General features: G+C 70.6%; 19 protein-coding genes and 2 pseudogenes. 14 read left to right on the top strand and 7 right to left on the bottom strand.

Translation table 11 applies throughout. The features are described 5' to 3' along the window. Positions 1 to 549: 549 nt before the first annotated feature. The 3 genes from ACWD5O_RS32485 to ACWD5O_RS32495 all read left to right on the top strand — a co-directional run bounded on the left by ACWD5O_RS32485 (position 550) and on the right by ACWD5O_RS32495 (position 2502). The gene (locus ACWD5O_RS32485) at positions 550 to 978 is read left to right on the top strand and encodes a carboxymuconolactone decarboxylase family protein (RefSeq protein WP_387329998.1); all 429 of its coding nucleotides are present in this window, start codon (positions 550 to 552) and stop codon (positions 976 to 978) included. 53 nt (positions 979 to 1031) lie between these two features. Next, a complete protein-coding gene (locus tag ACWD5O_RS32490) occupies positions 1032 to 1310 on the top strand; it encodes a methylated-DNA--[protein]-cysteine S-methyltransferase (protein WP_354968221.1) in 279 nt (92 codons plus the stop codon). A gap of 286 nt (positions 1311 to 1596) precedes the next feature. Next, entirely contained in the window at positions 1597 to 2502 is a 906-nt protein-coding gene (locus tag ACWD5O_RS32495; protein ID WP_354968186.1) for a ferritin-like domain-containing protein, read from the top strand. Between the two features lie 41 nt (positions 2503 to 2543). On the opposite strand, the gene ACWD5O_RS32500 is transcribed toward ACWD5O_RS32495, so the two are convergent. After that, positions 2544 to 3146, bottom strand: a complete 603-nt coding sequence (locus ACWD5O_RS32500) for a TetR/AcrR family transcriptional regulator (RefSeq protein WP_450087645.1) — start codon at positions 3144 to 3146, stop codon at positions 2544 to 2546. Positions 3147 to 3621: 475 nt separating this feature from the next. Between ACWD5O_RS32500 and ACWD5O_RS32505 the strand changes: the two genes are divergently transcribed. Further along, the gene (locus ACWD5O_RS32505; RefSeq protein ID WP_387329992.1) at positions 3622 to 4560 is read left to right on the top strand and encodes a cyclase family protein; all 939 of its coding nucleotides are present in this window, start codon (positions 3622 to 3624) and stop codon (positions 4558 to 4560) included. 239 nt (positions 4561 to 4799) lie between these two features. Here ACWD5O_RS32505 and ACWD5O_RS32510 read toward each other — a convergent pair whose 3' ends face one another. Both ACWD5O_RS32510 and ACWD5O_RS32515 read right to left on the bottom strand, forming a co-directional pair. Beyond that, entirely contained in the window at positions 4800 to 5234 is a 435-nt protein-coding gene (locus ACWD5O_RS32510; RefSeq protein ID WP_354968189.1) for a nuclear transport factor 2 family protein, read from the bottom strand. Positions 5235 to 5272: 38 nt separating this feature from the next. Continuing rightward, the gene (locus ACWD5O_RS32515) at positions 5273 to 6358 is read right to left on the bottom strand and encodes an epoxide hydrolase family protein (RefSeq protein ID WP_354968190.1); all 1086 of its coding nucleotides are present in this window, start codon (positions 6356 to 6358) and stop codon (positions 5273 to 5275) included. Between the two features lie 113 nt (positions 6359 to 6471). On the opposite strand from ACWD5O_RS32515, the gene ACWD5O_RS32520 reads away from it, so the two are divergent. From ACWD5O_RS32520 to ACWD5O_RS32545, 6 genes and pseudogenes are all read left to right on the top strand, one after another. After that, complete coding sequence (locus ACWD5O_RS32520) at positions 6472 to 6951, top strand: MarR family winged helix-turn-helix transcriptional regulator (protein WP_354968191.1); 480 nt, start codon at positions 6472 to 6474, stop codon at positions 6949 to 6951. A 153-nt stretch (positions 6952 to 7104) separates the two neighbouring features. Then, positions 7105 to 8892 (top strand): hypothetical protein, encoded by a 1788-nt coding sequence (locus ACWD5O_RS32525; protein WP_450087646.1) that lies wholly within the window; start codon positions 7105 to 7107, stop codon positions 8890 to 8892. Between the two features lie 35 nt (positions 8893 to 8927). Further along, on the top strand, positions 8928 to 9992 hold the full coding sequence (locus ACWD5O_RS32530) for a glycosyltransferase family 2 protein (protein ID WP_354968193.1): 1065 nt from the start codon (positions 8928 to 8930) through the stop codon (positions 9990 to 9992). An 87-nt stretch (positions 9993 to 10079) separates the two neighbouring features. Then, positions 10080 to 10406: a hypothetical protein gene (locus ACWD5O_RS32535; protein WP_450087647.1), complete on the top strand. Its 327-nt coding sequence runs from the start codon at positions 10080 to 10082 to the stop codon at positions 10404 to 10406. A gap of 276 nt (positions 10407 to 10682) precedes the next feature. Further along, positions 10683 to 11402, top strand: a complete 720-nt coding sequence (locus ACWD5O_RS32540; RefSeq protein ID WP_354968194.1) for a sulfite exporter TauE/SafE family protein — start codon at positions 10683 to 10685, stop codon at positions 11400 to 11402. 424 nt (positions 11403 to 11826) lie between these two features. Beyond that, positions 11827 to 11958: pseudogene (locus ACWD5O_RS32545) on the top strand (helix-turn-helix domain-containing protein); the annotation flags it as partial. 108 nt (positions 11959 to 12066) lie between these two features. On the opposite strand, the pseudogene ACWD5O_RS32550 reads toward ACWD5O_RS32545, so the two are convergent. From ACWD5O_RS32550 to ACWD5O_RS32560, 3 genes and pseudogenes are all read right to left on the bottom strand, one after another. Then, positions 12067 to 12867 (bottom strand): annotated as a pseudogene (locus ACWD5O_RS32550) (S-methyl-5'-thioadenosine phosphorylase); the annotation flags it as partial. A gap of 88 nt (positions 12868 to 12955) precedes the next feature. After that, entirely contained in the window at positions 12956 to 13465 is a 510-nt protein-coding gene (locus ACWD5O_RS32555; RefSeq protein WP_354968195.1) for a hypothetical protein, read from the bottom strand. After that, a complete protein-coding gene (locus ACWD5O_RS32560) occupies positions 13458 to 14855 on the bottom strand; it encodes a molybdopterin-dependent oxidoreductase (protein WP_450087648.1) in 1398 nt (465 codons plus the stop codon). Before ACWD5O_RS32560 ends, ACWD5O_RS32555 begins: the two co-directional genes overlap by 8 nt. Before the next feature lie 262 nt (positions 14856 to 15117). Here ACWD5O_RS32560 and ACWD5O_RS32565 point away from each other — a divergent pair, with 262 nt between their 5' ends. Further along, a complete protein-coding gene (locus ACWD5O_RS32565) occupies positions 15118 to 16179 on the top strand; it encodes an NAD-dependent epimerase/dehydratase family protein (protein WP_450087649.1) in 1062 nt (353 codons plus the stop codon). Between the two features lie 15 nt (positions 16180 to 16194). On the opposite strand, the gene ACWD5O_RS32570 is transcribed toward ACWD5O_RS32565, so the two are convergent. Then, positions 16195 to 17598: a hypothetical protein gene (locus ACWD5O_RS32570; protein WP_450087650.1), complete on the bottom strand. Its 1404-nt coding sequence runs from the start codon at positions 17596 to 17598 to the stop codon at positions 16195 to 16197. Between the two features lie 145 nt (positions 17599 to 17743). Between ACWD5O_RS32570 and ACWD5O_RS32575 the strand changes: the two genes are divergently transcribed. The 3 genes from ACWD5O_RS32575 to ACWD5O_RS32585 are packed head-to-tail and all read left to right on the top strand — an operon-like array spanning position 17744 to position 19871. Continuing rightward, the gene (locus tag ACWD5O_RS32575) at positions 17744 to 18448 is read left to right on the top strand and encodes a glycosyltransferase family 2 protein (RefSeq protein ID WP_387329977.1); all 705 of its coding nucleotides are present in this window, start codon (positions 17744 to 17746) and stop codon (positions 18446 to 18448) included. Beyond that, positions 18448 to 19182: a TIGR04282 family arsenosugar biosynthesis glycosyltransferase gene (locus tag ACWD5O_RS32580; protein ID WP_450087655.1), complete on the top strand. Its 735-nt coding sequence runs from the start codon at positions 18448 to 18450 to the stop codon at positions 19180 to 19182. The genes ACWD5O_RS32575 and ACWD5O_RS32580 overlap by 1 nt, the downstream gene beginning before the upstream one ends. After that, a complete protein-coding gene (locus ACWD5O_RS32585) occupies positions 19179 to 19871 on the top strand; it encodes a class I SAM-dependent methyltransferase (RefSeq protein WP_450087651.1) in 693 nt (230 codons plus the stop codon). The genes ACWD5O_RS32580 and ACWD5O_RS32585 overlap by 4 nt, the downstream gene beginning before the upstream one ends. Positions 19872 to 19897 lie beyond the last annotated feature (26 nt).

Genomic DNA, 19897 nt, shown 5'->3' on the forward strand with positions numbered 1-19897 from the left:
CACAACACAACCCCCACGGTTAACACCGCCCCCCCCCCCCCCCCGGGGGCTACCCCCCCCCGGGGGCCCCCGCCCTCCCCCCGCGGGCCGGGCCCCCCCGGGTCCGCGCGCCGGACACGGGGCCGAGGTGGTCGGCCTGGACGAGGAGTCAGCCGGATGGGTGCAGGCTCTCTCCGGTGACGGCATGTCGGCATGCCCGTCACCTGCCTCACGGGCAGGGTGACCAGGCTCCTCGACCGGATCGCCCGCTGACCGGGCCTCTGGATCACCGCCAGCGCGCTGCCGGCCCTGGCGGCCATGTGGTTCATCTCAGACGCCTACTTACACCGGACCCGGAATCGACACCGTCGCGATCGCCACGCTTGCGCACCTGAAAGACGCGGTACACGACCTACGCCCGCCTATCAAGGCTGCTGGGAATCCCGATACGGCTGTCCACCGACGTGGACGTCCCCACCACTGGTGTTGTCGTTGTGACCTACAGGAGGTCATCTCTTGGACACCAGGATCCAGAACGTCCGACTGAACGCCACGTCGAACGAGCAACTCATGGCTCTGGCAAACGCCGGGGCCGCGGCTTTCGGCCACACCGCCACGCTCCAGGTGGAACAGGCCCTGGCGCAGCTTCTGCGGTTACGCGTCGCACAGATCAACAATTGCAGCTACTGCCTTCTGGTGCACCACGCCGCTGCCCGCACCGCCGACATCCCGCCGTCCAAGGTCGAGACCCTCACCGCGTGGTGGGAGACGCACCTGTTCACCGAGCAGGAGCGAGCCGCGCTGGCCTACGCCGAGGCGTTGACCCGAGCCGCCGACGCCACCGTCAACAACCGGGTCCAGGAGGCACACGACAGGATGATCACGCACTTCACGGAGGACGAGATCCTGGAGATCGTGGCCGTTGTGATCAACATGAACATCTGGACGCGACTCAAGCTCGCCGAGGGTGCCATGCCCACGACGGCGCCTCCCGAGTGAGTTGATGCTCGGCCCTGTCATCGGAACAGGCTGGCAGCCGTCCTGTCGCGCGGATTCCGCCGCACCGTGCTGCACCATCTGACCACCGACATCGGTTACGGCCGCATCGCCAGCTATGGCTCGCTGGCCGCCGGCAATCCCAAGCCGTCCGCGCCGTCGGTACCGCCTGCGCCACCAACCCCATCCCGATCGTCGTTCCCTGCCATCGCGTCGTCCGGTCCGTCGGCACGATAGGGAGCTACCGCGGCGACCCCGTCGCCAAACGCGCCTGCTCGACCTTGAAAGTGCCGTATGACCAGCGCACACCCGCGGTCACCGGCACCCACGGTTAGGGGGCCGAAAAAGAGGACAGCAAGCCCGGCGGGCGAGCACCGCCGACGCGGAGCATCCGGACGCCGCGAACCCCGCAGCACCCGGCGCACCTTGGCGACTGCGCGGGCGGCGACCGGCGGACGGTCCACCGCGCGGAGCGTAGTCGAAGTTTGATTCATCCCGTACCGCCTTTCGGCAAACAAATCCTGAGGTTCGTCCGCGCAACTAGCGTGAGTGTCATCCCTTCCACTCAGGTCGGCCGGCGCGGACAGCCAGGGGACCTGGATGCATCAAAACGGAGGCAGCATGGACAACTGGTTCATCTCAGAGGCAGTGTCACGCAGTGCAGAATCCGAAACGGATCGGCGAAGGCTCGCGGCCTTGGTAGATCCGGGGGTGTGCAAAGCCGACCCGGCGGGTGGTGGCTCGCCGAGCGACGCGGCTATCCTCAACTTCGCCCTCAATCTCGAATATCTCGAAGCTGAGTTCTATCTCCGCGCGACGACGGGATCCGGGCTTCCTGACGACATGACTACCGGCGCCGGGGTGCGCGGCGAGGTGTCCGGCGGACGATCAGTGAACTTCAGCAGCAACTTCGTGCAGAGGTTCGCGAAGGAAATCGCCTCCGACGAGATGCAGCACGTGGCCTTCTTGCGAGCCGCGCTCGGCAATGCCGCTGTTGCTCGTCCCGCGATTTCGCTGGACGCGAGCTTCACTGCGGCGGCGACTGCCGCTGGTCTAATCAAGCAAGGCGAAAGCTTTGATCCGTACGCGAACGACCTTAACTTCCTCTTTGCGGCGTTCCTCTTCGAAGACGTCGGAGTTTCGGCCTTCAAGGGATCCGCGTCACTTTTGTCGAACAAAACGTACCTTGATGCGGCAGCCGGCCTGCTGGCCACCGAGGCATACCACGCGGGGATTGTCCGATCCGCGCTTTACAGCGCCGGACTCGCCGACGACACAGTATTTGACTCGGTACAAAAGATCTCCGACGCGCGTAACAGTCTTGATGGTCCGGCCGATGACGACCAGGGTGTCGGCACGGCGGCGGACCCGAATTTCATCCCCACGGATGAAAACGGGATGTGCTACGGCCGATCGGCCCAGTCCGTCTTGAACATCGTGTACTTGAGCCAGACCCCGGCGGATTCGGGTGGCTTCTACCCAGCCGGCATGAACGGCGAAGTCGCGGTGAGCGCCGGAACGGCCTGAGGGTTCAAGTCGCCCGAGCTGGCGGCGTGCCGATGTCGCCGTCATTTTGTCTGCCCGGTCGCGTAGGCGCCGTGGAGGAAGAGATCGACAAGTTGTCGGATGTCGATCTCGGGGTGCTGGTGCAGGTTTCGGCCTCTGCCGAAGAACAGGCCGAGGAATAGCTGGGTCAAGGTGTCGGCCGGAAGTCGTAGCCGCGGTTGCTCGGGTTCGAGCAGTTCGAGGATCGCCTGGCGCGTGGCGGCCTGTGCGGCGTCACGGTCTGTGGATCGCTGCGGCGGCCGGGCGGGGTTGGTGGTGCCGCGCCCGGGGCGGCGGTTGGGGTTGCCGGAGGCGTGCAGGGCGCCGATCACTGTGCCCATGCGGTCGAAGTGGGCGTCGAGTGCCTCTATGGCCTCGACGAGTCGGTCGGCAAGGGGTTGGTCCAGCGAGATGGAGTTCAGCTGTTGCAGGACGTGGGTGGGGTCCATGGCCGCCGCGACGCATGCTTCGAGCACGGCGTCCTTGTCGTCGAAGACGCGGAAGATGGTGGCTTCACCGATCCCGGCCGCGCGGGCGATCTGCGCAGTGGTCACGGCAGCCCCGCGCTCGGCCACCAAGGGCAGAGCGGCGTGGATGATTGTCTCGCGTCGTTGGTCGGGGGCCATGCCCGGCGCCCTGCGCCTATCAGGGGTAGCAGTCATACGGTCGACCATACGGAGTGAGTGCTCACTCCGTCCACCGGATTAGAGGACGGCGGCCGTCCGAAGCGAGGCGGCCGCGCCCTCGACGCCTCGTGAGCCTCCGCGTGAGGGCCGCACTCCGCTAGCCATCTGCGAGAACATCGCCCGGCTCCTCGGCGTCAGCCCCGGCACCCTCTACAACCACATCCCCGACCTGCGCGAACTATGGGCCGCCGGCCGGGCCCGCGGGGAGCCGACCGCATGATCCGCCGGCAGGGGTCTGTCCGCAGTCGTCAAAACCCGATGATCTATTGAAGGTTCAGCGGTTGCGGCCGAGTGTGGGTAGGCCCGCCGCTCACCGGGCCTTGGCATGTCGAAGGAGAAGGCGGGATACCCTACCTGCTGCGCCTCGCACCGCATGACCGAAGGAGTCGATGCTGGGATGACGGCAGGGCGACCGATGCCCACGCAGGACGACGTGCTCGGGTACTTCCGCTCGCTGTCGAACTGGGGACGGTGGGGCGACGACGACGAGCTCGGCACTCTGAACCACATCACCGACGACGTCCGGCTGGCGGCGGCGCGGGCCGTGCGCCACGGCAGGAGCGTGTCGTGCGCATGGGAGGTTGCCGTACCGGAAGACATGGAGCGCTCGACGACGACGTGCCCCTGCGCCGCCGACATGCCGGGTGCCGAGAACATGCCGGTGCCCGGCTTCCACGCCGACCGGCGCTGGGGGTTTTCGTCCGAGCGGCTCGGCATCACGTTCCACGGCAACACCCTCACCCACGTCGACTCGCCGTGCCACATCTTCTGGGACGGCACGATGTACAACGGGCGGTCGCACTCGTTGGTCGACGCCGCAACGGGATCGGCCTGGGCCGCCGTCACGGCGGCGGCGAACGGGATCATCACGCGTGGTGTCCTGCTGGACATCGCGACGGTCCGCGACGTGCCGTGGTTGGAACCGGGGCAGGGTGTGTTTCCCGACGATCTCGAGGAGGCCGAGCGGCGCCAGGGTGTGCGGGTGCGACCCGGCGATGCGGTACTCCTGCGGACCGGCTATGGCCGCGGCCGGCACGAGGCCGGTGAGGCCAGCGGTTTCACGCAGGCCGGCTGGCACGCGTCCTGCCTGCCGTGGCTGCATGAACGGGAGGTCGCGCTGATCGGCGCCGACACCCCGCAGGACGTTCAGCCGTCGGGGTACGAAGACGTGTTGATGCCGGTTCACGCCGTGAGCCTCGTCGCGATGGGTCTGTGGATGCTCGACAACTGCGACCTGGAGGTGTGCGCGACGACGGCTGCCGAGCTCGGCCAGTGGGACTTCCACCTCGCAGTCGCGCCGGTCCGCTTCGCCGGTACGTCCGGCAGCCCGGTCAACCCGATCGCCACATTCTGACCGCGGTTCAGGCGGGCCGTGCGATGCCATGAAGGACCCGGCCGGCACCTGGAAGGCGGTCGTGATCGGGTGTGGAGACGCTCGCTGGTCGGGAACCAGGCGGCACGAGCGCCTCAAGGCGTGCGCTGCGCACGCCGCGGCCAGGTGCTGCCGCCACGATTCCTTCGCGGACGGCGAAGGCGAACGGCCGTTGGCCGCGAACTCCCGGGAGGCCCGGAAGCCGTGGCCAGCAGTGTCTTCTAGAGGGCCCGGCCGAGGGCTTCGGTCAGTGCGACCGGGGTGACCACGAGGTGGTCGAAGCGCCAGCCGTCCTCGGTGCGGCGCGCCCCGTAGCGGTGGAATCCGGCCGCGATGGCCTCAGTCTTGTCGTCGACGACGAACACGGCGATGTCGTGGGCCCGCACCGTGGCGGTTTCGCCGTCGACCTCGATGACGAGGTTGGACTTGCTGTGCAGGGTGCGGGCGTACGTGTCGTGGCCCGAGCGCACGAGTTCGATGAGCGCCCCGATGCCGCGGGCCTCCCCCCGCGGGGACTTGACGACGACATCCTCGGTGAAGAGCCGGTCGGTCTCGCCGTAGCGACCCTCGTCGATCCACAAGCTGTGGCGGGCGACCAGGTCGGCAAGTTCGGCGCGGTCGGCGAGTGCGCGGATCAGGGTTTCGGTGCTGGTCATGATGCCTCCTCAGGTAGTTCGACTAGCGAACGTTCGTGTCACTTGATCTGGGTGAGGAAGAAATCCCGGACGTCCTCGGCAAGCAGCTCTGGCACCTCCATCGCGGCGAAGTGGCCGCCACGGTCGAACTCCGACCAGTGCCTGATGTCGTACAGCCGCTCGGCCAGCGGTCGCACCGACAGCGTGATGTCGTGCGCGAACACCGCCACGCCGACCGGCACCCGGCACGGCTGCTGGACTCCCCGCGGGGCGTCGTGGTGGAACCGGCCCGAGGAGGCCGCGGTCGCGGTCAGCCAGTACAGCGAGATGTCGGTGAGCATCCGATCGTCGCTGACCGGCGTGGCGGGATCGGTCCACTGTGCGAATCGCTCGGCGATCCAGACCAGCTGGCCGACCGGTGAGTCGGTCAGCGCGTAGCCGATGGTCTGCGGGGTGAGCACCTGCAGAGCCTGGTACGGCGGGCGATTCGCCATGAGCTGCCTGACCTTGTTCAGCCGAGCTTCATCCGTCTCGGACAGCTCAATGTCGGCGTCGGGGACCGGCCGGGTCGGCAGGTAGTTGACGTGCACCCCGACGACGCGCTCGGGTGCCACCGCGCCGAGCGCCGTTGAGATGCCCGAGCCGAAGTCGCCACCCTGCGCGCCATAGCGCTCGTACCCCAGGCGGCGCATTAGCTCAGCCCAGGCCCGCGAGACCCGGACGGCGTCCCAGCCGCGCTCATGGGTCGGTCCGGAGAAGCCGTAACCGGGGATGGACGGAATCACCAGGTGGAAGTCGCGCGACAGCGGCTCGATCACGTCGAGGAACTCCAGGAACGAACCGGGCCAGCCGTGGGTGAGGATCAGTGCGAGCGCATCCGGTTTCGAAGACCGGACGTGGACGAAGTGGATGTTCTGGCCGTCGATCTCGGTGGTGAAGTGCGGAAGCTCGTTGAGCTTGGCCTCGTGCTCGCGCCAGTCGTAGCCGGTGCGCCAGTATTCGGCCAGTTCCCTGAGCCGCGCCAGCGGGAAGCCGTAGTCCCACCCGGCGTCGGCGACCTCATTGGGCCAACGGGTGCGGGAGAGCCGGTCGGCCAGGTCGTCGAGGTCGGCCTGAGGGATGTCGATGCGGAACGGCTTGATCATAGCCTTGACTCCAGGGGATCTCATTCAGCGTCTGAACGTTCGTGCGCCTAACGTTTGTTGGCTGAACGGTATCACGATCATTAGTGCTTCCAACGACTCGTTAGACTTGTCACATGGACCACCCAGCCGAGCAGACGCCCGCAAAGTGGGAGAGCCTGCCCAGCTGGCTGCTCACCCAGACCGCCAACCACGCGCACCGCCTGGTGGCCGAGGGGTTCTCGTCCGTCGGTGCCCGCGGCTACCACTACCGCCTGCTGGCAACGCTGGAGGAGTTCGGCCCGGCCAGCCAGGCCGCGCTGGGCCGCCGTAGCGGCATCCACCTCAGCGACATGGTCGCGACGATCAACGAGCTCGCCGACCACAAACTGGTCGAGCGCGCTGCGGACCCCTCCGATCGGCGGCGCAACATCATCTCACTGACCGCTGCAGGCAAGCGGCATCTACGGCGACTGGAGAAACAGTTGGCCGAAACCCAGGACAAACTGCTGGCTCCGCTGTCGCCCGAGGAGCGACAGCGGTTGACCGAGCTGCTGTCCAGGCTGTTGGACCACCACAACCGGCGAACCGACACTCCAGAAGAGCCGTGGCGCTGACTGGGAACGCGCCCAAGAAACCCCTTGAAGGCCCACGCGGTCCGCGAAGCCGTTGTCATCGCCCGGATCACCAATTCCGGATGATCATTCGGCGAGTCCACGCTTCGGGCCGCCCGTCGACAACGCGACCAGCATCGAGGATCATGCATATTTGTGTCTACCCGAGCCGCCGACGGCCCGCCGGTCGCCGCGAGCGACGGCCACAGCCCGGCCCCCGCCGCCCCGGCCCCTGACCGCTGGGCCCGGTGGCGCTGGTTACGCCACGAATGGACCGGCGCGGTGGTCGGTGGCCTGCTGCTCGCGGTGGTGCTGACCTGGCCCACGATGCGGCATCCGGCGAGCACGGTGCCCGGCGACCTCGGCGACCCGACGTTGCAGGCGTGGCAGATCGCCTGGTCGGGCCACTCCCTGGTGAGCCAGCCCCTCGACCTCTGGCACTCGAACACCTTCTACCCGGAGAGGTACACGTTCGCCTACAGCGACACCCTCCTCGGATACGCCCCGATTGGCGCGCTCGGCTCGGGCTTCGAGACCGCCCTGGTCCACTACAACGTCATGTACGTGCTGGTACACGCGTTGGCGTTCGTCGGGGCGTACGCGTTGGTCCGGCAGCTCGGGGCGGGCCGGTGGGGCGGCGCGGTCGCCGGGCTCGCGTGGGCGTACGGGCCGTGGCGGCTGGCGCACGCGGGTCACCTGAACATCCTCTCCAGCGGTGGGATCGCGTTGTCCCTGGCGATGCTGGCACGCGGGCATGGCTGGTCGTTGCGGCACGGGTACCGGCCGGAGCGACGCCGACCCGGGTGGGCGTTGGCCGGGTGGATCGTCGCCGCCTGGCAGGTCAGCCTGGGCTTCGGCATCGGGCTGCCACTGGTCTACTTCCTGCTCGCCGCGGTGCTGGTGGCCTTCGTCTGCTACGGCTGGTCGTGGTGGCGGCAGCGGGCGAGAGTCCCGTTCGGCCGCCGGTTGCTGCTGGCCGACCTGGCCGGTGGGCTCGTCTTCGGCGCGGTGACGCTGCTCCTGGGGCTGGTCTACCTGCGGGTCGCCGACCTCAATCCGCAGGCCGTGCGGTCCCTGGACTGGACGGAGATGTTCTCGCCGCCGCTGATCGGCTTCGTCACCGCCCCGGCGGACTCCTGGTTGTGGGGTGAACCGCACGCGGCGGCCCGGGAACAGCTGTCCTGGCCCCCGGAGATGGCGTTGCTGCCCGGGATGGCCCTGATCGGGATGGCCATGGCGGGGCTGTTCGTCTCGGTGTATCCGGTCCGGTACCGGGTCGCGTTGGGGCTGGGCGTCCTCGGAACGGTGCTGCTGGGCCTCGGCGCGACGCTGGGTGGCGATGGTGACCCCGGCTACCTCACGCTGTCCCGGCACCTGCCCGGCTGGGACGCGCTGCGGACGCCGGGCCGGATGATGCACTGGACCAGCCTGCTGCTGGCGGTGCTGGCGGCCGGGCTGGTGACGGCGGTCGCCGAGTCGGTGGGACGGTCCCCCACCCGGAGGCGCACGCGGCTGCTGGCGCCGGCGGTTCTGGTGATACCGCTGGCCCTGGTCGGCTTGGAGGGGGTCAACCGCACGCCGCACCTGGTGGTGCCGCGGCCACCGGCCGCGATGCGGGTGGCGCAGGAGCCCGTCCTGCTGCTGCCGATCGGCGGCACGAACGATCTGCACTACATGCTGTGGACGACGGACGGGTTCCCCCGGGTGGCGAACGGGCTGGCCGGCTTCGAGCCCGCCACATTGGCGCAGACCAGGGCGGCGGCGGCTTCCTTCCCCGATTCCGGCAGCGTGGCCTACCTGCGCGGCATCGGGATCCGGTCGGTCGTGGTCATGCCCGACCGGGCCGTCGGGACGCCGTGGGAGGGCATGGCGGCCCGGCCGGTCGACGGACTGGGCATCACGCGGGAGGAGCTCGATGGTGTGCTGGTCTACCACCTCGGGTGACGGCTCCCCGGTTACGGGCCGGGCGGGGTGACGACGTGCGGCTGTCGGTAGTGGTGCCCTGCTTCAACGAGGAAGCGTCGGTGGAAGGGCTGCACCGGGCGGTGACCGCCGCGCTGGCCGAGCTGTCCGACGTCGATGTCGAGGTGGTCTACGTCGACGACGGAAGCGCGGACGGCACCCTCGTGGCGCTGCGCCGGCTGGCCGCCGGCGACCCGTCGGTGCGGTACACGTCGCTGAGCCGGAACTTCGGCAAGGAGGCGGCGATGCTGGCCGGCCTGGAGCGCGCCACCGGGGACGCCGTGGTCATCATGGACGCCGACCTGCAGCACCCGCCGCGACTGCTGCCCGACATGGTGGCGCTGTACCGCCAGGGGTTCGACCAGGTGATCGCCCGCCGGGACCGGCATGGTGACCGGTTCCTGCGGATGCTCGCCTCGCGGTCCTTCTACCGGATGGTCAACTGGTGGATCGACGTACGGCTGCTGGACGGCGCGGGCGACTTCCGGCTGCTGTCCCGGCTCGCGGTGGACGCCGTGCTGGCCATGCCCGAGTACAACCGGTTCTCCAAGGGACTGTTCTCCTGGATCGGGTTCCGGACGGTCGTGGTCGCGCACCGCAACGAGACACGTCGGGCCGGTCGGAGTCGGTGGACGTTCGGCAAGCTCTTCAACTACGGGTTCGACGGTCTCCTGTCGTTCAACAACCGGCCGCTGCGACTGGCCATCTACGGCGGCCTGTTCCTCACCCTGATCGCGCTGGGATACATGATCTGGGTGGTCGCCGACGCCGTGGAGAAGGGCATCGACGTCCCCGGCTACACCACCATCATCGTCAGCGTGATCGGTCTCGGCGGGATCCAGATGATGATCCTCGGCGTCGTCGGGGAGTACATCGGCCGGATCTACTACGAGACCAAATGCCGGCCGCACTACCTGGTCCAGGAGACGGAGGACCTGCTGACGGAGAGCGGGCAGGCCCCGCGCGTCCCGGCCCGGCCGGTGGACCCCGTCCGGCAGCGGATGCCCTCCCGCGAGGAACCCTCCCGGCACGACCGCCTCCGTCGCGCCGCCGACCGGTCCGTGCGGGGCGACGCGCCGTAGCTGCCGGTCGGGGACCTGGCGGCCTCCGCGGCGGCTAGCGGCGGAGAAGTACCAACTGACCTGGTCGCCGTGGCCCATGATGAGGTCATGACGACATGTGGGCGCTGCGGTTCGCCGGTCCCGCGTTGGCACCGGCGCGCTGGCGCCGCCGCCACCGGCGCGGCTGCCGGGGGTGCATCGGCGGTCGGCGTCGTCAGTCTCGGCGCCCTGGCCGTCGGCGCGCTGGCCCTGGGTTCCGTCGCCGTCGGTGCGATGGCAATCGGGCGCCTGGTGGTCCGCCGCGCGGCCGTACGACACCTGCAGCTCCGTTCGGTACGCGTCGATCGGCTGGAGATCGACGCTCTCCTCGTAGGGGACGATGGGGGACGTACGTCCCACAGCAATCTCGATGCTCCTATGGACGTCAACCCGTGACTCCTTGACCCCAGGCACCGACGCAGCCGCCCGACCTGCTCCTCCGCTACAAATGCGGGGGTGTCTCGGCCGGTGCACCGCCTTGAATACTCGCGTGGCTACTCAGCCCGCACAGGTGTAACCGGGTGCGGCTGTTCCCCGCGTAGTAGGGACCCCGCGATGCCGCCGTCCGGCCTGAACGGCAGACTCATGAGCATTGCCGGCCGCTGGTCGTGTGTCGGGGATCTCCGGGCCGGCCGGTTGTCCGCCCGCCGTCCGGTGCGTCAGTCTCAGCAGGTGGTGATCCTGCTCAGCGCGTTCGGCATCGTGCTGCTCGGCGCCTTCGCCCAGGCGGTCAGCGGCTTCGGGTACGCGCTGGTGACCGTGCCGTTGCTGACCGCCGCCGTCGACCCGCGCGCCGCCGTGGTGGTGTCGGCGCTGACCGGCGTCGGGCTGACCGTCACCGCGGCCATCCGGGAACGCGCCCACGCCCGGTGGCGGGTCGCGGCGGCACTCACCGCCACCGCCCTGCTCGGCCTGCCGGCCGGCCTGCTGGTTCTCGCGCTCGCTCCGGAGCGGCTGTTGAGCGCGCTGATCGCGGTCGTGGTGCTCGGCTGCGCCGCACTGGTCTGGTCCAGGGCACGGATCCGCACCGGACGGATCGGTCTCGGGGCCATCGGCATCCTCGTCGGGGTGCTAACCGCCGCCACCGGGACGAACGGGCCGCCGCTGGTCGCCGCGTTCCAGTCGCTCGGCTACGACCCGCGCACCTTCCGGGCCACCCTGGCGGCGACCTTCTCGGGCACCAGTCTGATAGGGCTGACGGGGTTCCTGCTGGCCGGTCAGATACACGCCGATGTGGTGCGGATCTCCCTCGTGGCGCTCCCCGCGGTGCCGCTGGGCTGGTGGCTGGGAAACCGACTGTTCCACCGCATCGACCCCGTGGTGTTCCGACGGATCGTGCTGATCGGGCTGCTCGGCAGCGCCGGTGCCGCGCTCGCGAGCATGGCCGGCTGAGCCGGTCGTCCACAAACCCCTTCGAAGCGTCAGCGGAAGTCGCGTGCCGGGGCGATCAGCGGTCCGATTCCGTCGAGCCGGTCACCGGTGAGCCTGGTTACCCCTCGTGCCGCTGCAATCCGCCGCGAATCACCCGCGCTCACGGTCGAGCGTCAGATCGCGCGCAGCCAGCGTTGGGCGAGTGTCGCAATAAGCGCCGCTGCCGCGGCGGCGAGGATCTCAACGACTATCTTGACGAGAATCGCGTTCATGGTGCTCAGCTTCCGGTTGGTCTGCGCTGGTCCGGGTGGGCCCCCGGCCAACGGAACATAGACATGCCAGCCTAACGAGAGGTGTAGGGAGAATGACTGTTCAGGACCGGACCGGCGTCATTGGCCTGCTGAGCGCCTCCACCCTCGTTGGTTGACTCGCGGGGTTGAGCGTCATGGAGCAGCGAATTCACGCGGTGATGAAGTGCCTGGGCGGCACTCCGAAGACTGAGGTCGCCGCCCGGTATGGGGTGTCGCGGCAGACGATCGACAATTGGCTGGCTCGGTATGCCGCCGAGGGCGTCAGGCGCGGACACGGCTGCCGCCGGCAATGTCAACGCCGGGGCCGGCTGTCACGGCCGGCCGGAACCCCGGCACGACCCCGCAGCCGTGGCGAGGTTCCGGATCTGCGGGTCGGGCAGCGGGAATGGGAGCGTGATGCCGTCAAGTGCGCGGAGGCAGAGGCAGTCCCGCTGCTCGGGCAGCCGTTCGGCAACGGAGAGCAGCAGGGTACGCAGCCGGGCCGTGTTCTCGCCGAAGACCCGGAACACCTCCTCCTGGGTCACGGCGTCGCCGCCAGCGACCCCGGCGTCAAAGTCGGTGACCAGCGCGATCGCGCTGTAACACAGCGCCAACTCCCGAGCGAGAACCGCTTCCGGGTGCCCGGTCATGTTGATGATCGAACCGCCGAGGCCGGCGTACCACTGGGATTCCGCCCGGGTGGAGAAGCGCGGCCCCTCCACGACGACCATCGTGCCTCCGTCGTGCGCGGCCATGTCGTGCCGCCGCGCCGCCGTCAGCACCGACGTGCGCCCGGCGGGACAGTACGGGTCGGCGAAGGAGACGTGTACCGCGCCTTCGTCGTAGTAGGTCTGGATGCGGCCGCTGGTGCAATCGATCAGCTGGTCGGGCACGACGAGCGTGCCCGGTCCGAGGTCGGGCCGGAGGCTGCCGACCGCGCACGGGGCGAGAATCTGGCGTACACCGATCGAGCGCAGCGCCCAGAGATTGGCTCGGTAGGGGATCCGCTGCGGCGGAAGCCGGTGGTCCCGCCCGTGCCGCGGCAGGAACGCCACCGAGCGGCCGGACACCTCGGCCACCGTGATAGGATCGGAGGGCGGCCCGTACGGGGTGGAGACTGTGTGCTCGACGGCCCCATCGAGCAGGGCGTAGAGCCCGGAGCCCCCGATGACCGCGATTTCGGCGAACGGTTCCACCGCCAACCTTTCTCTGTTCTGCCTGCGGGTAGGACGGCTGTTGTAGTGCGGCGTGACGCCGGTGGTGACGGATGCCGAGACCGCCAGGTCACCCTGGCCCCAATGCACCCGGCGGCCCGGAGCGTTGCCGCCACCGGGCCCACCTGATCACCCACACCGTCGCGCTGATCAGGAACAGCCCGCCGCTGATCGCCAGCCAGCGGGCGAGGTACGGAAACCGGTCCTGGCCGGTCGCGGCCCGGTAGGTGTCCTCGCTCAGGCCGAGGATTCCGGGAAGGAAGACCAGGAAGAGCACCCCGGCGGCGAGCGCCGGTATTCGGACGTGGTTCAGCAGGCTGCTTCGCGCCGGTCCAACCTCGCGGCCTCCGCCGCGGGCCGCCCTACGCAGTGCGCGGTCCACGGTCGCGTAGCTCGGGAAAAGGATCAGGTCGTGGGACACGACCGCGCCCACGAACCACAGCAGCATGCGGCCGGCCGTCGCCTCTCCTGCCAGCCGCAGCACGACCCAGCCGGCGACGGCGAGACACAAGATCATGAACAGCGCGTGCCTCAGACCCGCGCCGTAGCCGGTTCGTAGGCGTGCGACGGCCTCACTCATCGCCGCGGCTCCGGAACTCGACTCGGGCCACCCACTTCGTGCAGTGAACACCGGGCAGTGCCGGGACGATGACCCGCGCCGGATATCCGTGGTCGACGGACAGATCGGCGCCGTTGACCCGGAGCGCGAGCAGCGAATCGGGGTCGAGAACCTGGTTGGACTGCAGCGTCGCCTGCCGGAACAGGCCCGCGGATTCCAGCGACTGGACGTGCGCCGAGGCGGGTTCGGTCACGCCGGCGAGGACGGCCAGGTCGCGAAGCCGTACCCCGGTCCAGGTCTGTAGAGTCGACCAGCCCTCGACGCAGGCGATTGGCAGCCGGGCGGTGTGCTGGCCCATCGCCAACAGGGCGGCGCGATCGAGTTGGACGGTGCGACCGACCCCGGTGAGCATCAGCTGCCACTCCGGGCCGGTGTCCGCCGGTCGGATGCCGGCCGCCGCGGCGGTGCGGTTGATCTGAAAACCGTTCGGTCCCGCACCGGGATTCCGTCCGCGCGGCAGCAGAAGGGCGGCGCGGCGAAGCGGGCCGTCGAGAGTCTGCCCGACCGTCAGCACCGCCAGCAGCAGCGAGCCGCCGCCGACCAGGGCTACCGCGCCGCGCCGGCTCAACGTGGCCTGTCCGGGAAGGGCGGGCACCAGCCCGTCAGGGTCGGCCGGTTCGGGCCGGGTCGCGGCGCGGGAGGTGTGCAGGACGTCTCGGACCGGGCGGGACCGCAGCGCGGAGACCAGCCGGGGCAGCTTCAGAGCGACGTGCGAGACGAGCGCGACGGTGAACACCCACGCACCGAAATAGTGCGCGGTGTAGAAGTCGAAGCCGAAGAGGTACGAGTACTGCATGTTGAGCAGGCCGGTGGCGATCTGGAAAAGGATCCCGCCCACCAGGAGCAGCAGGGACAGTCGCTCCAACACCTGGGCCGCCGAGCGGGCGGGTGGCCAGTCGAACAACTTGGGGACCACCGACCAGAGCTTGGCGAGCACCACTGGGATCAGGACGATGCCGAGGCCGACGTGCAGGCCCTGGGTGAGACGGAACAGCCAGGACGGGCGGGTCGGCCAGTCGAACGGCGGTAGCCGCAGCCAGCCCACGTCGTGGGGAAAGGCTTGCCCGAACTGCGGCCCGTAGGCGGCATAGTCGAGCAGCCCGGTGATGATCACCACGGGGAGCGAGACGAGCAGCACTACGCCGAAGACGGACGTGAGCCAGGGGCCGCGCAGCGGGCTACGCCATGCCCGCCGGACGGCTCGGGTGCCCGGTGCCGGGTGCTGCTCCAGCGCCCGCCACAGCCGGTCCGGGAAGGCGACGCCGGGCGAGCCCGCCGGGCCGGGCCGGCGTCCGTCATCCGGCTGCCCAGGGTCCTCGGGGCCGGAACGTCGGGGAGTGCGGGCTGGCACTGGTTTTCTCCCTCGCCACCTCGGGGAACGCATCCCGGTCGAGCTGGAGCGGCGTCCGTGACGCGGACGTCCGCGTGCCGCCCCTAGGGATGCAGGCTAGGAGATGCAGCCGCCACTCGGTCGTATTCGCGCCTTACGGAACACTTACCGGCTGGGATGGTCCGACGCGGAAAGCGTGACCCGGGCACCCGGTTGTTACGGAGTCCTGACGTGCGGCCGGAAGCACCCCGCCCGGGGGACCGGTTGGCCTAGCGTGACCAGGATGCGCGTACTCGTCACCGGCGCGGCCGGGTTCATCGGATCGCAGGTCGCGGATCTGCTCGCGACCGAGGGCCACGAGGTGGTCGCGCTGGACGCGCTGCTGCCGCAGGCGCACCGGGGAGAACTGCCCGACTGGTCCGTCCGGCACGACGTGATACGGGGCGACGTACGCGACGCGGCGCTCCTCGAACGGCTGCTGACCGGCGTGGACGCGGTCTGCCACCAGGCGGCCATGGTCGGGCACGGTCTCGACCCGTCCGACGGCCCCGACTATGTCAGCCACAACGACTTCGGCACCGCCGTGCTGCTCGCCGCGATGTACCGGAGCGGGGTGCGCCGGCTGGTCCTGGCCAGTTCCATGGTGGTGTACGGCGAGGGGCGGTACGCCTGCGCCGAGCACGGTGTCGTTCGCCCCGCGTCCCGCCGGGCCGTGGATGTCGCGGACGGTCGGTACGACCCGACCTGCCCGCGCTGCGCCGAGCCGCTCACCCCGCTGCTAGTGCCTGAGGACGCGCCGCTGGAGCCACGCAGCACGTACGCGGCCAGCAAGCTGGCCCAGGAACATCTGGCCGCGGCGTGGGCCCGGCAGATCGGCGGCGAGGTCTGGGCGCTGCGCTACCACAACGTCTACGGCCCCCGGATGCCGCGCGACACACCGTACGCCGGTGTGGCTTCGATCTTCCGCTCCGCGCTGGCCACCGGGCTGCCACCCCGGGTGCTCGAGGACGGCCGGCAGCGGCGCGACTTCGTCCACGTCACCGACGTAGCCCGGGCGAACGTGCTCGCTCTCGCCACCCCGGCCCCCGATGCTCTGGTGCCGGTGAACATCTGCTCCGGCGAGCCGCACACCGTCGGCGAGTTGGCCACGGCGCTCGCGTCGGCGATGGACGGGCCGGCGCCCGTGGTGGTCGGGGGCGCCCGTGCGGCCGACGTGCGGCACGTGATGGCCGACCCGCAGCGGGCGGCAGCGTTGCTGGGCTACAGCGCGCGGGTGCGCTTCACCGAGGGGATCACCGCGTTCGCCACCGATCCGCTGCGTGAGCCGGCCGCCCTCAGCGGCTGATCCGCCGAGGCCGGGTCACGAGACGGTCCACAGCAGGTGGTTGACCGCCAGTGCGGTCGCCGCCTGCCCTATCAACCACCGGCGACGGGTCTTCTCCGGCATCAGAGCCGCGGCCACCAGCAGCCAGACCGTGAACGGCAGCCAGATCCGCTCGACCTCGGCCTTGCTGAGCCCGGACAGATCCGCGCCGACGACGGTCAGCGCGGCGACCAGCGGAAGCAGCGCCGCTGGACTGGCCGCGCATGCCGCCGAGGCGAGGTCCCGCGGATCGCGATGCCCGGGGGCCAGCTGGGCGCGCACCGCGGCGACGGCGGCGAGCACCGCCCGGCGTAACGCCGGCCCGAGCACCGGGCCGGTCGAGAGCAGCAGCGCCGCGAGATTCGCCCAGACCCAGTAGGCGTACGGGCGCTCGGCCGCCCAGCCCTGGTAGTAGCGCTCGACCACCAGCCGGTACCCCACCCACCAGTAGAAGCCGGCGGCCGTGAACGCGAGCACCACCGCGGCAACCCCGGCGAGCGCGGCGAACAGTGCGCCCATTCGGCGCGCCGGTCGCAGCGCGATCACGGCCAGCGCGAGCAGCCCGACCAGCACGAAACCGTACGACAAATAGAGCGCGAAACCGAGCAGCAGGCCGCCGGCCGCCGCCGCGAGCGGTCCCCGTACCACCAGCAGAGCCAAGCCTGCCGCGACCGCCCCGGCGAAGATCCCGTCCGCGGAGGCGCCCATCCAGACCGCACCCGGCAGCAGCACCAGGAACGGCACGACGGCCCGCGCGGCGTCGGCGGCGCCGAGCGCTCGCAACGTCACGGGTACCGACACGGCCACCGTCGCTCCGACCAGGACGCAGGCCAGTCCGGCGGCCGTACCGCCACCCAGACCCACCCGTTCGAGCCAGACGAAGAGCAGCAGCGCGCCGGGCGGGTGGCCGGCGGTGTGGGTGGACCAGGACTCCGGCTGGAAGTCGAGGATCCGGCCACTGAAGCTGACCAACGTCGATGGAATGTCGGTGACCCGAGGCACCTCGTGCAGGTATTCCGCCTGCGCGGTCAGCCTGCGGGTCAGGCCGTCCGACCAGCCGTCCACCAGGGCGAGCGACAGTGTCCAGGCGACCGCACCGAGCCAGGCCACGGCCAGCAGGACGCCCCACCGGGCCGTCCTGGCCCAGCGCGGTCCCGCAGCGATCACACCGGCGGCGACCAGCACCGCGATCGGGGTGCCCCAGCCAATGTGCGGCTGCCAGGTCGCGTACAGCGGGGCCGCGCTGGCGTGCAGGCCCACCCCACGCTGGTTGAGCAGCAGGCCGAGGAGCACCGCGGCGACGAGCAGCGCCGCCTCGACGCCCAGCAGCACAAGGTCGGCGGGTCGGCGGCGGAGGGGAGCCCGTTCGGGGGCGGGGGCGAGAGCGGAACCGCGGTCCATGACGATCGGACGGTACGGCCACAACCGGCCCGGCGGCAGCCGAACCGCGAGGTCGTCACCGTTCGGTAAGACCCGCTCCGGCAGTAAGGGTTCGGTAATCAATTTCCGGTCCCGGCCGGCCTGCAGAGGTTCTAGCGTCGCCGATATGCCAACTCAGTTCGACCGCGACGCTGCCGCGCCGACCCCGATCGACGTCGTGTTGCCGTGCCTGGACGAGGCCGCCGCACTCCCCCGGGTGCTCGCCGCGCTACCGCCCGGCTACCGGGCGATCGTGGTGGACAACGGGTCTCGGGACGGTTCGCCGGAGGTCGCCACCCAGCACGGCGCACAGGTGGTACACGAACCTCGCCGGGGCTACGGCGCGGCCGTTCACACCGGGCTGGAGGCCGCCGGGACGGAGCTGGTCTGTGTGCTCGACGCCGACGGCTCCTTCGACCCGGCCGAACTGCCCGCCCTGGTCGCGCCGGTCGCGACCGGAACGGCGGACCTGGCGGTCGGTCGCCGCCGGCCCGTCTCTGCCGGAGTGTGGCCGTGGCACGCACGGGCCGGTACGGCCCTGGTCGCGGCGCTCCTACGGCACCAGGGCATACCCCTGCGCGACCTGAGCCCGATCCGGGTGGGCCGCCGCGAGGGGCTACTCGCCCTGGGCGTCGCCGATCGGGCGTTCGGCTATCCGCTGGAACTACTGATCCGAGCGGCCGCGGCCGGCTGGCGCATCCGCGAGATCGACGTGACGTACGCGGCCCGCGCCGCCAGCACCCGGTCGAAGGTCTCCGGCTCGGTACGCGGCACGTTGCGCGCCACCCGCGACTTCGCGGCCGTGCTGCGCACCGTGGACGTGAACCGTTGATCTCCGCCGGCGATCCCGGCTCCGCGCCCCCCGACGGCAGTTCGGACGGCACGAACGCGGTTCTGCTGGTGGTGGCCAAGGCGCCGGTGCCGGGTGCGGTCAAGACCCGACTCTGCCCGCCCGCCACTCCGCTGCAGGCGGCCCGGATCGCCGCCGGGGCGCTGCGGGACACCCTGGACGCGGTCTGCGCCACCCCCGGGGTGACCCCGGTGCTCGCGTGCGCGGGCCGACTGGCCGACGGCGAGGACGCCGTCGGGCTGACCGCGACGACCGCCGGTTGGACCGTGCTCCCGCAGCGCGGGACCGGGTTGGGAGAGCGGCTGGCCAACGCCCACGCGGACGTGGCAGCGGCCTTTCCGGATCGACCGGTGCTCCAGATCGGCATGGACACCCCACAGGTCACGGCACATCGGCTGGCCGCCGCCGTGCGCCAGCTCGCCAGCGTGGAGGCGGTCCTGGCCGAGGCGGCCGATGGCGGTTGGTGGGCGTTGGGGCTACGCGACCCCCGACACGCGTCCGTGCTCCGGACCGTGCCGATGTCCACGCCTGACACCGGCCGGCGTACCCGGGCCGCGCTGGTGCGACGCGGACTGCGGCCCGTGCCGCTGCCGGTGCTGCGTGACGTGGACGAGTGGCCCGATGCGCTGGCGGTGGCCGCAGCGATCGCCGGTGGCCGCTTCGCGCGGCAGGTCACGGCTGTCCACCGCACCTTGGATTCCGGCGGGCTCCGATGAGTTCCATCTCCACCGTCTCCGCGAACGGCGGCGGTTTCGCCTCCACGCTGCGCGCCCGGGACACGGACGACCACTGGCTCGTGTACGGGGACGGCACACGCAGCCGGCTGCCGGTTCGTCGCTGGCACGGGCCGGCCGAACCGGCGACAGCCGAGGTGTTGGCCCGCTGCACCGGCCCGACGCTCGATCTCGGGTGCGGCCCGGGCCGGTTCACGCTGGCGCTCGCCCGCGCCGGGATCACCGCGGTCGGGGTCGACGTCTGCGCCTACGCGGTCGCCAACGCACGGACCCGAGGAGCCGTGGCGATCCACCGCGACCTGTTCGACCCGCTGCCCGGTGAGGGCCGATGGGCCCATGCCGTCCTGCTCGACGGGAACGTCGGCATCGGCGGTGACCCGGTCGCGCTGCTCCGCCGCTGCCGCGCCCTGCTCGACCCGGCCGGCACGGTGCTGGTCGAACTCGATCCGCCGGGCTCCGGGCTGTGGCAGGGGCTCGCCCGGATCGCCGCACCACATCGTCCGGGCCGTTCGGTCCTCGGCCCGGCGTTCCGCTGGGCCCGGCTCGACACCCGGGCCGCCCAGCACGTCGCCTCCCGGGCCGGCCTGTCCGTGCGGGAGATCGTCGAGCACCGTGGGCGTTGGTTCGCCGAGCTCACCGTGTCGCCGTCCCCGCCGACGACGCACCGCTGAGCCGCCCGCGCGTTCGACGGGCCCGG

Source organism: Micromonospora sp. NPDC005161 (assembly GCF_053599855.1).

Bases quoted from the DNA above. Each gene is read 5' to 3' on its own strand.
- ACWD5O_RS32485 (WP_387329998.1), top strand. From the start codon at position 550: ATGGCTCTGGCAAACGCCGGGGCCGCGGCTTTCGGCCACACCGCCACG.
- ACWD5O_RS32495 (WP_354968186.1), top strand. From the start codon at position 1,597: ATGGACAACTGGTTCATCTCAGAGGCAGTGTCACGCAGTGCAGAATCC.
- ACWD5O_RS32500 (WP_450087645.1), bottom strand. From the start codon at position 3,146: ATGGCCCCCGACCAACGACGCGAGACAATCATCCACGCCGCTCTGCCC.
- ACWD5O_RS32505 (WP_387329992.1), top strand. From the start codon at position 3,622: ATGCCCACGCAGGACGACGTGCTCGGGTACTTCCGCTCGCTGTCGAAC.
- ACWD5O_RS32510 (WP_354968189.1), bottom strand. From the start codon at position 5,234: ATGACCAGCACCGAAACCCTGATCCGCGCACTCGCCGACCGCGCCGAA.
- ACWD5O_RS32515 (WP_354968190.1), bottom strand. From the start codon at position 6,358: ATGATCAAGCCGTTCCGCATCGACATCCCTCAGGCCGACCTCGACGAC.
- ACWD5O_RS32520 (WP_354968191.1), top strand. From the start codon at position 6,472: ATGGACCACCCAGCCGAGCAGACGCCCGCAAAGTGGGAGAGCCTGCCC.
- ACWD5O_RS32535 (WP_450087647.1), top strand. From the start codon at position 10,080: ATGACGACATGTGGGCGCTGCGGTTCGCCGGTCCCGCGTTGGCACCGG.
- ACWD5O_RS32555 (WP_354968195.1), bottom strand. From the start codon at position 13,465: ATGAGTGAGGCCGTCGCACGCCTACGAACCGGCTACGGCGCGGGTCTG.
- ACWD5O_RS32565 (WP_450087649.1), top strand. From the start codon at position 15,118: ATGCGCGTACTCGTCACCGGCGCGGCCGGGTTCATCGGATCGCAGGTC.
- ACWD5O_RS32570 (WP_450087650.1), bottom strand. From the start codon at position 17,598: ATGGACCGCGGTTCCGCTCTCGCCCCCGCCCCCGAACGGGCTCCCCTC.
- ACWD5O_RS32575 (WP_387329977.1), top strand. From the start codon at position 17,744: ATGCCAACTCAGTTCGACCGCGACGCTGCCGCGCCGACCCCGATCGAC.
- ACWD5O_RS32585 (WP_450087651.1), top strand. From the start codon at position 19,179: ATGAGTTCCATCTCCACCGTCTCCGCGAACGGCGGCGGTTTCGCCTCC.